At 71.8% G+C, this 15,126-nt stretch carries 12 protein-coding genes; 3 read left to right on the forward strand and 9 right to left on the reverse strand.

The genetic code is table 11. The features are described from left to right. Positions 1 to 17 precede the first annotated feature (17 nt). From trxB to murJ, 5 genes are all read right to left on the reverse strand, one after another. Positions 18 to 971, reverse strand: a complete 954-nt coding sequence (gene trxB / locus ACSDG8_RS17400) for a thioredoxin-disulfide reductase (protein WP_210895509.1) — start codon at positions 969 to 971, stop codon at positions 18 to 20. Between the two features lie 176 nt (positions 972 to 1,147). Further along, positions 1,148 to 2,098: a hypothetical protein gene (locus ACSDG8_RS17405; RefSeq protein ID WP_210895508.1), complete on the reverse strand. Its 951-nt coding sequence runs from the start codon at positions 2,096 to 2,098 to the stop codon at positions 1,148 to 1,150. After that, positions 2,095 to 2,835 carry an RNA polymerase sigma factor SigM gene (gene sigM, locus ACSDG8_RS17410; protein WP_374223499.1) on the reverse strand — a complete coding sequence of 247 codons (741 nt, stop codon included), beginning with the start codon at positions 2,833 to 2,835 and terminating at the stop codon, positions 2,095 to 2,097. The genes ACSDG8_RS17405 and sigM overlap by 4 nt, the downstream gene beginning before the upstream one ends. Before the next feature lie 37 nt (positions 2,836 to 2,872). Then, on the reverse strand, positions 2,873 to 4,486 hold the full coding sequence (locus tag ACSDG8_RS17415) for a protein kinase family protein (protein ID WP_210895506.1): 1,614 nt from the start codon (positions 4,484 to 4,486) through the stop codon (positions 2,873 to 2,875). Between the two features lie 410 nt (positions 4,487 to 4,896). Further along, the gene (gene murJ / locus ACSDG8_RS17420; RefSeq protein ID WP_210895505.1) at positions 4,897 to 6,645 is read right to left on the reverse strand and encodes a murein biosynthesis integral membrane protein MurJ; all 1,749 of its coding nucleotides are present in this window, start codon (positions 6,643 to 6,645) and stop codon (positions 4,897 to 4,899) included. A 132-nt stretch (positions 6,646 to 6,777) separates the two neighbouring features. On the opposite strand from murJ, the gene ACSDG8_RS17425 reads away from it, so the two are divergent. Then, complete coding sequence (locus ACSDG8_RS17425; protein ID WP_210895504.1) at positions 6,778 to 8,238, forward strand: CCA tRNA nucleotidyltransferase; 1,461 nt, start codon at positions 6,778 to 6,780, stop codon at positions 8,236 to 8,238. A 183-nt stretch (positions 8,239 to 8,421) separates the two neighbouring features. Continuing rightward, positions 8,422 to 10,461 (forward strand): S8 family serine peptidase, encoded by a 2,040-nt coding sequence (locus tag ACSDG8_RS17430; protein WP_210895503.1) that lies wholly within the window; start codon positions 8,422 to 8,424, stop codon positions 10,459 to 10,461. A 64-nt stretch (positions 10,462 to 10,525) separates the two neighbouring features. On the opposite strand, the gene ACSDG8_RS17435 is transcribed toward ACSDG8_RS17430, so the two are convergent. Together ACSDG8_RS17435 and ACSDG8_RS17440 are read right to left on the reverse strand one after the other, a co-directional pair. Continuing rightward, positions 10,526 to 12,034, reverse strand: a complete 1,509-nt coding sequence (locus ACSDG8_RS17435) for a flotillin family protein (RefSeq protein ID WP_210895502.1) — start codon at positions 12,032 to 12,034, stop codon at positions 10,526 to 10,528. Between the two features lie 21 nt (positions 12,035 to 12,055). After that, a complete protein-coding gene (locus tag ACSDG8_RS17440) occupies positions 12,056 to 12,598 on the reverse strand; it encodes an NfeD family protein (RefSeq protein ID WP_210895501.1) in 543 nt (180 codons plus the stop codon). Positions 12,599 to 12,669: 71 nt separating this feature from the next. On the opposite strand from ACSDG8_RS17440, the gene ACSDG8_RS17445 reads away from it, so the two are divergent. Continuing rightward, a complete protein-coding gene (locus ACSDG8_RS17445) occupies positions 12,670 to 13,149 on the forward strand; it encodes a methylated-DNA--[protein]-cysteine S-methyltransferase (RefSeq protein ID WP_210895500.1) in 480 nt (159 codons plus the stop codon). Between the two features lie 63 nt (positions 13,150 to 13,212). Here ACSDG8_RS17445 and ACSDG8_RS17450 read toward each other — a convergent pair whose 3' ends face one another. Together ACSDG8_RS17450 and ACSDG8_RS17455 are read right to left on the reverse strand one after the other, a co-directional pair. After that, a complete protein-coding gene (locus ACSDG8_RS17450; protein ID WP_013289364.1) occupies positions 13,213 to 14,292 on the reverse strand; it encodes an inositol-3-phosphate synthase in 1,080 nt (359 codons plus the stop codon). Between the two features lie 23 nt (positions 14,293 to 14,315). After that, positions 14,316 to 14,954 (reverse strand): PadR family transcriptional regulator, encoded by a 639-nt coding sequence (locus tag ACSDG8_RS17455; protein WP_073831144.1) that lies wholly within the window; start codon positions 14,952 to 14,954, stop codon positions 14,316 to 14,318. Positions 14,955 to 15,126: the final 172 nt, after the last annotated feature.

Genomic DNA, 15,126 nt, shown 5'->3' on the forward strand with positions numbered 1-15,126 from the left:
CCTTGCTCGTCGAACTCTCAGCCCTGGATGGTGGCGATGAAGCGCTCGGCGTCCAGCGCGGCGGCACAGCCGGTGCCGGCCGCCGTGATGGCCTGGCGGTAGGTGTGGTCGACCACGTCACCGGCCGCGAACACGCCCGGCACGCTGGTACGGGTGCTCGGCGCCTCGACCTTCACGTACCCCTCGTCGTCGAGCCCCACCTGACCACGGAACAGCTCGCTGCGCGGGTCGTGACCGATCGCCACGAAGACGCCGGTGACGTCGAGCACCTTGCTCTCGCCGGTGTGCACGTTGCGTACCCGCACGCCGTTGACCTTGCCGTCGTCGCCGAGGATCTCCTCGACCGTGGAGTTCCACTCGACCTTGATCTTCTCGTTGCCCAGCGCCCGGTCCGCCATGATCTTGCTGGCGCGGAAGGAGTCGCGGCGGTGGATGATGGTCACCGACTCGGCGAAGCGGGTGAGGAAGCTGGCCTCCTCCATCGCCGAGTCGCCGCCGCCGACCACCACGATGTGCTGGTTGCGGAAGAAGAAGCCGTCACAGGTGGCGCAGGACGACACCCCGTGGCCCAGGTATTCCTGCTCGCCCGGCACACCGAGCGGCCGCCAGGCGGAGCCGGTGGAGAGGATGACGGCGCGGGCGCGGTACTCGGTCTCGCCCACCCAGACGGTGCTCACCGCGTCGGAGCCGATCTCGCCGGTGTCCTTCAGCTCGACCCGGGTCACGTCGTCGGTGAGGAACTCGGCGCCGAAACGCTCGGCCTGCTTACGCATGTTGTCCATCAGCTCGGGGCCGAGGATGCCGTCGGCGAAACCGGGGAAGTTCTCCACCTCGGTGGTGGTCATCAGCGCGCCACCCGACTGCACGCCCTCGATCACCAGCGGCTTCAGGTTGGCGCGTGCCGCGTAGACCGCGGCCGTGTAGCCGGCCGGACCGGAGCCGATGATGATCAGGTTGCGGACCTCGTCCACTGCCGTCTCCCGATGTGTGTGTTCGTCACCGGCCGCACCGATGTCGATCCCGAGTGCCGACGGCTCAGCGGCGCCGGCGCCTGACTTGCAGAACGTCATCGTACGAAGCGGGGATTCCCGAGCCGGTCATCCGGTGGGTCAGGTCACGTGGCGGGACACGCGTGATGACCGCGTTTTCACCCTACCCGCGTACGGAAGCGCGTGTCCGCGCCGGACCCGGGTACGCCGCACTCCGGCCCGCTCGCCCAGCCCCAGCGGGCGCCGGTCGCATCCGCGAACGTCACCACGAGCGCCGGAACGCCCTGGTACCGGGCGTAGTCGATCATGCTGACGGTGAGCGGGGTGTCGCCGTGCTCCGCGCCGATCGCGGTGAGACACGCGGCGAGCGCCTCCGGCCGGGCCAGCCGCTCCAGATCGAGCACGACGCCGACGCGGTACCTGTCGCTGGCGAGGGGCGTCTCCGGGCCGTTCTCCCGTCCCGCGCCGGACGGACCGGCCATGTCCGGCTGCGGCATCGACTTCGCCCCGGCGGGCACCCGGTCGGCGGCGAGGCGTTCCGGTGTCCAGTCGGTGCCGCTGCTCAACGCCGGTCCGGTGGTCCGGTACGGCGCTGCGGCCATCGGCGCCGCCCGGTCGGCCGTGCCGCCGTCGCCCGGGCCGGCCAGCCGGCCGACACCGAGCCCGACCGCCGCGACCGAGGCCGCGGCCAGGGCCACCGGGCCGGCGATCCGGGCCCAGCGCCGGGGACGACGACCCGGGCCGCTGTGCCGTTCGGGACGCGACGCGGCGCCGGGCGGGCGGGACGTGCCGCCGGCCTGGGCCGGTACGACGGGCGTACCGTCGCGCGGCGCGGCCGGACCGGGCGCGGGCCCGGCACCGGCGAGCGCCGCCGTGATCCGGTCGGTCACCGCCACCGGCATCTGCGGCGCGGGTGCCGCCGTCCAGCCGGCCAGGTCGGCGTGCACCAGGTCGACCGCCTCGGCGAGCGTCTCGTACGCGACCCGCCACGCCGGGTCCTGCTCGACCAGCCGGGCCACTGTCGCCTGCTCGGGGGTGCCGTCCAGCGCCCCGCCGAGGTAGTCGGCGAGCAGGTCGTGGTCGACCTCGCTGAACTCCCGGGAAGTCACGGCTCCTCCTGGCTGACGGCCTGACGGGACGCTCCCGACGAGGATCCGACGCCCTCGGGGCCCCGCCGGTTCCCGGAGGTGACCCGCGGCACGTCGGCCGCGGGGGAGTCGGAGCCGGTCCGCAGGTGCCCGAGCAGGACGGCGAGCCGCGCCCGGCCCCGGGCGCACCGGCTCTTCACAGTTCCCTCGGCGACGCCGAGCATCAGTGCCACCTCGGCCACCGGATAGCCCTGCACGTCCACCAGGACCAGCGCGGCCCGCTGTTCGGCGGGCAACGCCGCGAGAGCCTGCCGGACCACGAGCGCGGTGTCGTGGTCGCGGGTCGGCGCGGCCGGTTCCCGTCCGCCGGTGTGCCGGCCCGGTTCGCCGTCGGTGTGCATCCCGTCCGGCAGCGGGACGGTGGCGTGGGTCTGCCGCCGCCGGATCCGGTCCAGGCAGGCGTTCACCACGATCCGGTGCATCCAGGTGGTGACCGCCGAGTCGCCCCGGAACCGGGCGGCGGCGCGGTGGGCGGAGAGCATGGCGTCCTGGAGGGCGTCGGCGGCCTCCTCACGGTCGCCGATCGTGCGCAGGGCGACCGCCCAGAGCCGGTCGCGGTGCCGCTGGAACAGCTCGGTGAAGGCGTCCCGGTCGCCCGCCACGTGGGCCCGGAGCAGATCCAGGTCGGAGCGGCCGGGCTGCGGGCCGACGCCGGTGGCCGCGTCCGGGGTACGCCCGCCGCGATCCGCCATCACCACATCCGGCGGAGGTGGCGCGGCGGGCGCGGCCGACGGGTCACGAGCCCTGGACCGTGATCTCCTGGACGCCGAGCTTCCAGGTGGTGCCGTTGTCCTTCACCGGCAGCTTGGTGATCCAGAAGAGGAGGTACTGGTACTTCTGGTCCGGCTGGAAGGCGTCGAAGATCATCTTCGTGCCGCCGTTCTCGTTCGCCGACCCGATCACTGTGGAGTAGGCGTTCACCAGCTGCTTGTCGCCGGCGGAGGTGGACGGGAAGTCGCCGCGGGCGCCGGTACGCAGCTCGACAGTGGCTCCGGTGGCCGACAGCGTCGCCTCCAGCTGCTTGATCGTGTGCGGGGCGCCCAGGTCGATCCAGACGCCCATGCCCTTCTTGATGCCGCCGAACTTGGCGTTCGTCCGGTAGGTGTTGGTCTCCCAGCCCTCGTCGTCGTCCCCGTCCATGACCTTCTCGGCGTTGCGCACCTCGGCCCGGTCGCCGTCCGGGTCGATGATCCGGACGTCCTGGATGGTGAGCTTGCGGACCTGCGCGGCGGGCTCGGCGCCACCACCGGTGGCGGCCGGTGCGCTGTTCGACGGCTGGGCGACCGGCTCCTTGTCGCCGTCGTCACCGCCGCCGAGCGCGTTGATGCCGATGAGCAGCCCGACCAGAGCGACAGCCAGCAGGCCGGCGATGCCGATGGCGACCTTGCGCCCGCCGGCCGCGGCCAGCGGCGAGGGCTCCTCGCCGGGCTCGGCGGTGAAACGCAGCGGCCCGGCCTGCTCCAGGAACTGCTCGTCGGCCGGGATGTCGAGCCGGCTCAGCTCGGCGGCGAGCACGTCCGACGCCGGCGGGTCGATCTCCTGGTCGAGCAGGTCCATGGTCAGGTCGTCGAGGTAGGCCGGCACGCCGGCACGCACCTGCCGGGGCGCGGCGATGGCCCCGGCGGCGTCCCGGACCGCGTCCGGCAGGGCGGCGCGACCGTGCCCGGCGGTGGCGCCGTGCAGCGGGGCCTCGCCGTGCGGCCAGTGCCCGGTCAGCGCGAAGTAGAGCACTCCGCCGACCGCGCGCAGGTCGTTCTGCTGGCTGTCCGCCCCGTCGGTACGCGCGTCGGCAAGGACCACCCGGCCGTCGTCGCTGATCATCACGGTGCCGGGGTGCACGTTGCCGTGCACCATGCCGGTGGCGTGCACGGCGGCGAGGGCGCTCGCGGCGGCGTTGCCGATCGCCGTGGCCCGGGCCGGGTCGAGCGGCCCGTCGGCGGCGACCAGCTCGCGCAGCGACTGCCCGTCGACCCATTCGCGGACCACGTAGGCACGGTCGTCCTCGTCGATCGCGTCGTAGACGCCGACCAGGTTGGGGTGGATGACGCGGCTCGCGGCGACCGCGGCCTGAAGCATCTCGGCGGCGGAGTCGCCACCCGGGTAGCGGAGGACCACCGCGACGGGACGGCGGAGCACGACGTCGACGCCGCGCCAGACCAGCCGGCCGGCGCTGTCGTTGTTGATGTGCTCGACCAGCTCGTACCGCTCGGCGAGCAGCTCACCGACCGTGGGAGCACCGAAGGTCACGACCGCAGGAGAGGTCTCCTCCGCTTCCTGACCCTCGCCGACCTGGGTCACCCGTCCTCCCTCGGTGATCGTGTCGATCGATGGACCCGTGCTGCTGGGCATGTGGCTTCCCGCTCTGCCTTCGGTGGAACGGCCGGCCGACTCGACACCCGCGTCGATCCCGGTCGTACCCGTCGAGAGCGACCTTACCCGGGATGCCCGGTTCTCCGACATGTCATCTTCCCGCTGTGACCGGCCGGAAGGCCAGACAACCACGGGCCCCGGCCGGGCCGCCCGCCCACCCGGCAGGCGAGCCGGACACGCACCGCCAATCTAGAGGTTGACGGCAAGGAGGCGGCACAGGGGCGTACCGGTGTGCCGCCCGGATGGTTTCCCCCACTCCGGCCTGCGCTCCCTCGTCCGTACGGTTGGTTGTCCACAGGCCGAGAGGCCCAGTGGACGGGGGAATTCCAAGTTATCCACAGCCGTATCCCCAGGCTGGTGATCCTCGTTCACCGTCGGTCACCGAGGGGTCAACGCCCGAGGCGCCGCCGGACCATCCCGACAACCTCGGTGATCTCGCTGATCCGCAGCACCATGGCGAGCCCGAGGTAGGTCACGCCGATCGCCGCGCCACCGATCACCAACTGGACCGCCGCGGCGAGCCAGCTCAGGTCCGCCGGGTCGCCGGGGAGCACCGCCACCACCAGCAGGCCGACCAGCGCGGCGCCGAGCGCCGCCACGACCACCCGGCCGAGCGTGCGCATGATCCCGCCCAGCCCGATCCGGCCCACCCGGGGCCGCAGCAGCATCGCCGAGATGATCGCCGCCGCCAGGTACGACACGGCGTTGCCGAGCATCATCCCGGCCGCCGCGAACGTGTTCGAGAAGATCAGGAACAGGCCCACCTGGAGCAGGACGCGCAGCGCCACCACCGGAATGTTGATCAGCGCCGGGGTACGGGTGTCCGGCAGCGCGTAGAACGCGAAGGTGAACAGCTGACTGACCGCGAACGGCACCAGGCCGATCGCCGCCACCAGCAGCACGGTCGAGGTGGCCACCGCGTTGTCGCCGGTGAACGCGCCGTACCGGAACACCACCACCGAGATCGGGGCGGCCAGCACCGCGTAGCAGACCGCGATGGGCGCGAGCACCGCGGTGACCATCCGGGTACCCCGGGACAGGTCGGCGGTGACGTCGTGGAACCGGTTCTCGGCCGCCGCCGCGCTCATCCGGGGCATCAGCGCGGTGATGATCGAGACCGCGATGATGCCGTGCGCCATCATCAGCAGCAGGAATACGTTGTTGTAGATCAGCAGGCCGGCGTTCTCGCCGTCGCCGCCGGTGGCCCGGTTGAGCAGGTTGACCACCACGAACAGGCCGAGCTGGTTGACCGCGACGTAGCAGAACATCCAGGCGCCGAGCCGGGCCAGCTCGCGCAGCCCCAGCTCCCGGAAGTCGAACCGCGGCTTCCACCGGAAGCCGACCTTGCGCAGCGCCGGCAGCAGGCCGATCGCCTGCACCGCCACGCCCAGCAGCGTGCCGCCGCCGACCAGCAGGATCCGGTCCCAGCCCACCTCGCCGGGCGGCAGCGCCTTCGCGCTGTAGACGACGATGTACAGGCCGAACGTGCCGATGGAGACGATGTTGTTGAGGATCGGCGCCCACATCGGGGCGGCGAAGTGCCCCCGGGTGTTCAGCACCGCGGCGATCAACGCGCTGATGCCGGTGAAGAACAGCATCGGCAGCATCAGGTAGGACAGCCGGGTGACGAGCGTGGTGTACGCCGGATCGTCGCTGCCGGCCGCGTACAGGGCGGTCAGCACCGGGGCCAGCACCACGGCGATCAGCGCGGTCGCGGCCAGGGCCAGCACGGCGAGGGTGAGCAGGCGCTGCGCGTACGCCTCGCCCCGGTCCGCGTCAATCTTGCGACGGCGCACCAGCACCGGCACCAGGACGCTCGTCAGCACGCCGCCGAGCAGGAACTCGTACACCTGGTTGGGCAGGAACTGGGCGGTGGTGAACGCGTCGCCGACCATGGTGCCGAGCGCGGCGCCGATCATCAGGTTGCGGATGAAGCCCGTACCCCGGCTCACCAGGCTGCCGACGGCCATCACCGCGCTGTTCGCCGCGGCGCTGGTCTCGGCGACCACCTCCTGCGGCGGCGCGACGGCCTCGGCGGCCGGCTGGTTCAGCGGCTCGGCGGAGATGAAGGTGGCGCCGTCGTCCGGCGGCAGGCCGCCGCCGGACGCGTTCGCGCTGCGGTAGAGCCCGCCGCTCATCTGCCAGCCTCCAAGGGGTACGTCGCAACCGGGTCCGGCCGGCCCCGCCCAACCGGAACCTTAGTCAACCTCCGCCCGTTACCCGCGCCCGGCGCGGTCGATCCACCCCCGGCCCGATAGGCTGGCGATCCCATGTCCGAAGCCTCCGCCTCCCACGCCGCCGACCGCCGCGAACTGACCGCCGCGCAGCGCAACGCCGTCGCCGAACTGCTCCGAGTCTCACCGGTCGCCGACGAGTTGGGCCGGCGCTTCGCCCAGGCCGGTCACGAACTGCACCTGGTGGGCGGATCCGTCCGCGACGCGCTGCTCGGCCGGCTCGGCAACGACCTCGACTTCTGCACCGACGCCCACCCGGACGAGACGGTCAAGGTCATCCGTGGCTGGGCGGAGTCGATCTGGGAGACCGGGCGCGAGTTCGGCACCATCGCCTGCCAGCGCGACGGCCTCAACCTGGAGATCACGACCTTCCGGGCCGAGGTCTACGACCAGGTCAGCCGCAACCCGGTGGTGCAGTACGGCACCAGCCTGACCGAAGACCTGAAGCGCCGTGACTTCACAGTCAACGCGATGGCGGTCAGCCTGCCCGACCACCGGTTCACCGACCCGTACGGCGGGCTGGCCGACCTGGCCGCCAAGATCATTCGTACTCCCGGCACGCCGCAGGAGTCGTTCCGCGACGACCCCCTGCGGATGCTGCGCGCGGCCCGGTTCGCCGCCCAGCTCCGCTTCGCCGTCCACCCGGACGTCCGCGAGGCGATGACCGCGATGGCCGGCGACCTGGACCGGATCACCGCCGAGCGGATCCGGGACGAGTTCACCAAGCTGCTCTGCGGCGCCGACCCGATCACCGGGCTGCGGCTGCTCGTCGACACCGGCCTGGCCGAGCGCTTCCTGCCGGAGCTGACCGGCCTGAAGCTCACCATCGACGAGCACGCCCAGCACAAGGACGTCTACGAGCACACGCTCACGGTGGTCAGCAACGCCATGTCGCTGGAGTCCGACGGCTGCGACTTCGTGCTGCGGATGGCCGCGCTCATGCACGACATCGGCAAGCCGGCCACCAAGGCGGTCGGCGCGGACGGCCGGGTCAGCTTCCACCACCACGAGGTGGTCGGGGCCCGGCTGACCAAGGCCCGGATGAAGGCGATGCGCTACTCCAAGGAGATCACCTCTCAGGTGGTCAAGCTGGTCGGCCTGCACCTGCGCTTCTACGGGTACGGCCGGGGCGAGTGGACCGACTCGGCGGTACGCCGGTACGTCACCGACGCCGGTGACCTGCTGTCCCGCCTGCACAAGCTGACCCGTTCCGACTGCACCACCCGCAACCGGCGCAAGGCGGCGCAGCTCGCGGCCGACTACGACGCGCTGGAGGAGCGGATCGCCCGGATCGCCGCCGAGGAGGACCTGGCCCGGGTGCGGCCCGACCTGGACGGCAACGCGATCATGGAGTTGCTCGGCGTACCGCCGGGGCCGGTGGTCGGCCGTGCCTGGCAGCACCTCAAGGAACTGCGCCTGGAGCGCGGGCCGCTGGACCGCGACGAGGCGGAGGCGGAGCTGCTGCGCTGGGCCCGCGACGAGGGCATCACCGGCTGATCCCCGCCGGGACGCTCAACGACGATACGCCGGCGTGTCGACCGAAAGGTTGACGCGTGTCGGTCGATGTCTCGCGCATGATGATGGTCATCATCATCAGCCGCCCGGATCGACGGGCGCGGCTGTCCTGATCACATCCGCCCGTCCCCAAGGGACGGCCGCTGGACACGGGGAGACCATTCAGTGTCACGCCATGGCGCGCTGCGCCGCTCCGCGCTGGTGGGGTTAGCCCTCACCTCCGCCACCTCCATCATCGTCGCCGCCGCAGGCGGCCCCGCCTCGGCCGACCCGGCCGGCCCGAAGCGCGCCCCGGTCCGGGGCGCCGACACCGCCCAGGCGGTACCCGGTCGCTACATCGTCGTCCTCAAGGACGGCAAGGCCGGCCCCGCCAAGGTGAAGTCCACCGCGTCGGCCCTCGCCGCCGAGCACGGCGGCTCGGTGCGGCGGGTGTTCGGCAAGGCGCTGTCCGGCTACTCCGCCGGCATGGACCGCCGGCAGGCGGAGCGCGTCGCCGCTGACCCGGACGTCGCCTACGTGCAGCAGGTCCAGCGCTACCAGGCCACCGGCACCCAGACCACCCCGCCGTGGGGGCTGGACCGGATCGACCAGGCCCGGCCGAAGACCGACGGGAAGTACACCTACCCGGCGACCGGCGCCGGAGTGACCGCCTACGTCATCGACACCGGCATCGACATCGACCACGAGGACTTCGGCGGCCGGGCCAGCAACGGCTACGACGCGGTGGAGTCCGACGACGTGGCGCAGGACTGCGACGGGCACGGCACGCACGTGGCCGGCACGATCGGCGGCACGAAGTACGGGGTCGCCAAGGAGGTCGCGCTCGTCGCCGTGCGGGTGCTCGACTGCGACGGCGGCGGCAGCAGCGAGCAGGTGCTCGCCGGCATCGACTGGGTCACCTCGCACGCCACCGGGCCGTCCGTGGCCAACATGAGCCTCGGCTTCGGGGGCATCGACCAGGCGGTGAACGACGCGGTCGCCCGCTCCATCGCCTCCGGCATCACCTACGCCGTCGCGGCCGGCAACAGCATGCAGGACGCCTGCGGCGACTCACCGGCGCAGGTGCCCGCGGCCATCACCGTCGGCGCCACCGACCAGATCGACTTCCGGGCCTGGTTCTCCAACTACGGCACCTGCCTGGACACCTTCGCGCCCGGCACCGGCATCGTCTCGGCCAAGGCCGGCACCCCCACCGGTACGGAGACGATGAACGGCACGTCGATGGCCTCCCCGCACGTCGCGGGCGCCGCGGCGCTGGTGCTGGAAACGCACCCGGGCTGGACCCCGCAGCAGGTGCGCGACTCGATCGTGGGCACGAGCGTCAGCGGCGCGGTGCACGACACCATGGGCTCGCCCGACCGGCTGCTGCACGTCGGCGACGCGGTGGTGGCGCGCGAGTCGTACGGCCTCAAGGCCCGCGGCAACGGCCTGTACGTGACGGCGGAGAGCGGCGGCAACCGGCCGCTGATCGCCCGCGGCACCGAGGTCGGCGCCTGGGAGCGGTACGACGTGGTGGACGCCGGCGACGGCTACTACGGCCTGCGTGCCCTGACGAACAACCTGTTCGTCACCGCCGAGAGCGGCGGCAACCGGCCGCTGATCGCCCGGTCCGCCGCGATCGGCGACTGGGAGAAGTTCCAGATCGTCACGAACGCCGACGGCTCGGTCAGCCTGAAGGCCGTCACCAACGGCAAGTACGTCACCGCCTCGAACACCACCAACCCGTTGATCGCCAGCAAGACCACAATCGGTGCGGCGGAGAAGTTCGACTTCGACGCGGCGGCCCCGGTGGTCGGCATCAAGGCGGTGGCCAACGGCAACTACGTGACCACCGAGAGCGGCGGCACCCGGCCCCTGATCGCCCGGTCCGCGACCGTCGGGGCCTGGGAGAAGTACGAGGTCGTCAGCGTGGGCGACGGATTCTTCGCCCTGCGCGCGCTGGCCAACAACCAGTTCGTCACGGCCGATGCCGGCGGCAACCGGGCACTGATCGCCAAGGCCACCGTGATCGACGCCTGGGAGGTATTCGACTTCCTCGACTACAACACTGACGGCTCGGTCTACCTGCGGGCGAACGCCAACGGCAAGGCCGTCACCGCCGGCGCCACCGGGGGCAGCCAGCTCATCGCGAGCCGCGTTATCGACTGGGACAGCGAGACCCTGGGCCTGAGCACCGGCGAGAAGTTCGTCTTCACCGCGCTCTGACCCGCCACACCGAAACGGCGCCCGCCGGCTCCCCGAGGGGAGATCCGGCGGGCGCCGTCGTTCGTCACGAGCTGACGGTGCTGCCGTCCACCGTGTTCTTGCCGTTGTGCTGCGCGTTGCTGCCCAGCCGCGCCAGCAGCCCGGCCAGGTCGATGCCGGTGAGGTCGCTGCCGAGCTGGAGACCCTGGGCGACGTTCCCGGCCACCGACTTGGTCAGCGACGACGCGCCGTCGGTGGAGATCACCGTCATCTTGTCGATCGCGCCGATCGGGGCGCTGGCCGCGCCGACCACCTCGGGCAGCACCTTGACCAGCAGGTCCAGGACGGCCGCCTCGCCGTACGCGGCGAACGCCTCGGCCTTGCGGGCCATCGCGTCGGCCTCGGCCTGACCCTTCGCCAGGATGGCCGCGGCCTCGGCCTGGCCCTCCCGCTCGACCGCCTCGGCGATCGCGGAACGCCGGCGCTGCTCCGCCTCGCCCTCCTTGGCGCCCTCGATCGCGTTCGCCTCGGCCAGCGCGGCCCGGCGGGCCCGCTCGCCCTCACCCGTGAGGCGGGCCTGCTCGGCGGAGGCCTGCGCGGCGGCGATGGTCGCCTGCCGCTGCGCGTCGGCGTTGAGTACCGCCGCGTTGCGGGCCGCCTCGGCCTCCTGCTCGACCTTGTACCGGGCCGCGTCGGCCGGCTTGCGGACCTCGGTGTCGAGCTGGCGCTGCTTCAGCTCGGCGTTGCGCTCGGCCACCTTCTGCTGCTCGGAGAGGATCGCCTGGTCCCGCTCGGCCTGGGCGAGCGGCCCGGCCGCCGCCGACCTCGCCTTGGCCGCGTCGATCTCGGCCTGGATGCCGGCCTGCTTGAGCGACAGGTTCCGGTTCGCCTCGGCGATCGCCTCCTCGGCGAGCAGCCGCTCCTGCTCGGCCTGCTGGCGGGCCCGCGCCTCGGCGATGGCTGCGTCCTTGAGCACCCGGGCCGCCTCCGGCCGCCCCAGGTCCTGCAGGTAGGAGCCCTCGGCCAGGATGTCCTGGAGCTGGAACGTGTCGAGCACCAGCCCCTGGTTGGTCATCGAGTGCTCGGCCTCCTCGGCGACTGCGCTGGCGAACGCCGCCCGGTCCCGGATGATCTCCTCGACGGTGAGCCGCCCGACGATCGAGCGCAGCGCGCCGGCCAGCACCTCACGGGTGAAGTTGTCGATCTCTTCCTGCTGGTTCAGGAAGCGCTGGGCGGCGGCGCGGATCGCGTCCTCGGTGCCGCCGACCTTGACGATCGCGACGCCGTGCAGCTCGGTGCGGATGCCCTGCTTGCTCACCGCGCCCCGGATGCTGACGTCGATCCGGCGGCTGGACAGGTCGAGCGACTGGAGCTTCTGCACCACCGGCAGGACGAACACCGAGGCGCCGAGCACGACCTTCTGCCCGGACATGTCGGTGGCCCGGCCGCCGTCGGCGGTCTGGGTGGTGCGGCCCTTGCGGCCGGTGACGATGAACGCCTGGTTCGGCCCGGCCACCTTGATCCGGGACAGTACGAACAGGACGAGGACGACGGCGAGGAGAACCGCGCCGCCGATGGCGACGAGCAGGGGCATGGGCATTCCCGTCTGTAGGTGTCAGTAGGTCTCGACGTGCACGCTGGTCTCGCTCAGTGCTTCGACCACGAAAATCCGGGTGCCGACCGGGAGCGGCCCGTCGGCGCGGGCGTTGAGCTTCACCGGCTGACCCGCGAGGCGCACCCGCACCTCGCCGTAGCCGCCGCTGGGGATCGGCGTCACCACCAGGCCGATCGCGCCGGCCAGGTGGTCGCGGGTGGGGGTGGCGTCGGTGCGCATGTTGCGGGCCGCGCGGCTCAGCCGGGCCGCGAGCCAGCCGGTGGGCACGGCGGCGAGCGCGCCGCCGGCGACCGCCGCCGCGATCATTCCGGGGGTACGCCCTCCGAGCAGTTCGTTGACGATCGCGCCGCCGAAGCCGAACGCCCCGGTGAACCCGGCTGCCGCCTCCAGCGACACCGGCCCGTCGACGTCCGGCTGGCCGAGGTGGAGCACTCCCGAGCCGAGCAGGGCGAGGGTCAGCACGCCGACACCGATCCCGCCGATGATCAGGAAGATGAGCGTCCCGGTGGCCATGACCTGCACGGTATCGACGCCGTGCAACATCCACTTCGCTCAGCGGTCGTCCAGTCCGCCCTCAGAGAGAGAATGTCGGCGGGCGCGCGACAATGGGTGGCATGCGCTGGACTGTGCTCGACTCGCCGATCGGGGAGTTCTCCGTCGGGACCGACGACGACGCGGTGCGCGGCGCGCATTTCGGCCGGGTGGCGGGCGCGGCCGACGAGCCCGGCGACGCGGTGGCGCGGCTGGCGGCGGCGGAGCTGCGGGCGTACTTCGCCGGTGAGCTGACCGAGTTCACAGTGCCGGTGTCGGCGCCGCGCGGCTCGGAGTTCGAACGCGCGGTCTGGCGGGAGATGACCCGCATTCCGTACGGGGAGACGAAGACCTACGGCGACGTGGCGAAGGCGGTCGGCGACCCGGGCGGCGCGCGGGCGGTCGGGGTGGCCTGCAACCGCAATCCGGTGCCGGTGATCGTGCCCTGTCACCGGATCGTCGGCGCGGGCGGCAAACTGGTCGGCTTCGGCGGCGGCCTGCCGCGCAAGGTGACGCTGCTGGAGCTGGAGGCGGCCGTGGCGCTGCGGCGCGCCTGGTCCTGACGTACGCGAAGAAGGAAGGCCGGGTCCGCGCGGACCCGGCCTTCCTTCTTACATGTCAGCGCGTCAGCGCTCGATCTCGCCGGCGATGAACGCCTCGACGGCGGCGTGCGCGTCGTGGTCGGCGTACTGCTCCGGCGGGGACTTCATGAAGTACGAGGAGGCGGAGAGGATCGGGCCACCGATCTTCCGGTCCAGCGCGATCTTCGCGGCCCGGACGGCGTCGATGATGACACCGGCCGAGTTCGGCGAGTCCCACACCTCGAGCTTCAGCTCCGCGTTGAGCGGGGTGTCGCCGAAGGAACGGCCCTCCAGGCGGATGTACGCCCACTTGCGGTCGTCCAGCCACGGCACGTGGTCGGACGGGCCGATGTGCACGTCGCTCTTGCTCATCTCGTGCGGGATCTGGGAGGTCACCGACTGGGTCTTCGAGATCTTCTTCGAGACCAGGCGGTTGCGCTCCAGCATGTTCATGAAGTCCATGTTGCCGCCGAAGTTGAGCTGGTACGTGCGCAGCAGCTCGACCCCGCGGTCCTCGAAGAGCTTCGCGAGGGCGCGGTGCACGATCGTGGCGCCGACCTGGCTCTTGATGTCGTCGCCGACGATCGGCAGGCCGGCGTCGGTGAACTTCTTCGCCCACTCCGGGTCGGAGGCGATGAAGACCGGCAGGGCGTTCACGAACGCGCAGCCGGCGTCGATCGCGGCCTGGGCGTAGAACTTGTCGGCCTCCTCGGAGCCCACCGGGAGGTAGGAGACGACCACGTCGACCTGGGCGTCGCGCAGCGCCTGCGCCACGTCGACCGGCTTGGCGTCCGACTCCTCGACGATCTCGCGGTAGTACTGGCCGAGACCGTCGAAGGTCGGGCCGCGCTGCACGGTGACGCCGGTCGGCGGCACGTCGCACAGCTTGATCGTGTTGTTCTCGCTGGCGACGATCGCCTCCGCGAGGTCCATGCCCACCTTCTTGGCGTCCACGTCGAACGCCGCGACGAACTTCACGTCCGAGACGTGGTAGTCGCCGAAGGTGACGTGCATGAGACCCGGGACGCGGTCGTTCGGGTCGGCGTTCCGGTAGTACTCCACGCCCTGGACCAGGGACGAGGCGCAGTTACCCACACCGACGATGGCGACGCGGACGGAGCCCATAGCGTCTGCCTCCTTCTTCTTCATCACGGCCGCTCTGTCCTGGACGTTCCAGGCGTGGGCGGGCTGTCGTTGTCTCGTCGGCCGTCGGCCGACCCGGTTCGCGGGTCGGCCGGGGCCCGGCCGGAGCGCTCGTTGGCGATGAGCTCCTCCAGCCAGCGAACTTCGCGCTCACAGGCGTCGAGCCCGTGGCGTTGCAGTTCCAGGGTGTACGCGTCGAGTCGCTCGGCTGCCCGGCCGAGCACGTCACGAAGACCTTCGCGACGTTCCTCGATCTTGCGACGACGACCTTCCAGGATCCGGAGCCGGGTGGCCTGGTCGGTCCGGGCGAAGAACGCGAAGTGCACGCCGAAGCCCGTGTCGTCGTACGTCTCGGGTCCAGCCTGCGCTATCAGCTGGGCGAAGCGTTCCTTGCCCTCCGCGGTAATGGTGTAGACCACCCGACCGCGTCGGCTGGTCAGCGCGGGAACCTCCTCGGCGGTCGCGGGTGTCTCAGCGGCTTCGGTGATCCATCCCGCCGCCTGCAGCCGGCGCAGGGTCGGGTAGAGCGAGCCGTAGCTGATCGCCGCCCGGATGGCGCCGAGTTTGGCGGTCAGCTCCTTGCGCAGTTCGTAGCCGTGCATCGGCGCCTCCTGCAGGAGGCCGAGGATGGCGAGCTCGAGCACGGGCCACCCCATTCTTTCCCCCTGCGCGGAGCACTAACCACCGCGATGTATCGGACCGATACATCGCACGTTAGCGGAGACCGATGTACGGGGCAAACCCCTGCTTTCGCGACGCGATCATCACGCATCGTGACCATGGTCGCCTGGGTTCGTCGGAGCGCGTACCCTTTGC

The sequence above is a fragment of the Micromonospora sp. LA-10 genome (genome assembly GCF_051853095.1).
In the GTDB taxonomy this organism is placed as follows: Bacteria; Actinomycetota; Actinomycetes; order Mycobacteriales; family Micromonosporaceae; genus Micromonospora; species Micromonospora echinospora_A.

Bases quoted from the DNA above. Each gene is read 5' to 3' on its own strand.
- ACSDG8_RS17415 (WP_210895506.1), bottom strand. From the start codon at position 4,486: ATGCCCAGCAGCACGGGTCCATCGATCGACACGATCACCGAGGGAGGA.
- murJ (WP_210895505.1), bottom strand. From the start codon at position 6,645: ATGAGCGGCGGGCTCTACCGCAGCGCGAACGCGTCCGGCGGCGGCCTG.
- ACSDG8_RS17425 (WP_210895504.1), top strand. From the start codon at position 6,778: ATGTCCGAAGCCTCCGCCTCCCACGCCGCCGACCGCCGCGAACTGACC.
- ACSDG8_RS17435 (WP_210895502.1), bottom strand. From the start codon at position 12,034: ATGCCCCTGCTCGTCGCCATCGGCGGCGCGGTTCTCCTCGCCGTCGTC.
- ACSDG8_RS17440 (WP_210895501.1), bottom strand. From the start codon at position 12,598: ATGTTGCACGGCGTCGATACCGTGCAGGTCATGGCCACCGGGACGCTC.
- ACSDG8_RS17445 (WP_210895500.1), top strand. From the start codon at position 12,670: ATGCGCTGGACTGTGCTCGACTCGCCGATCGGGGAGTTCTCCGTCGGG.
- ACSDG8_RS17450 (WP_013289364.1), bottom strand. From the start codon at position 14,292: ATGGGCTCCGTCCGCGTCGCCATCGTCGGTGTGGGTAACTGCGCCTCG.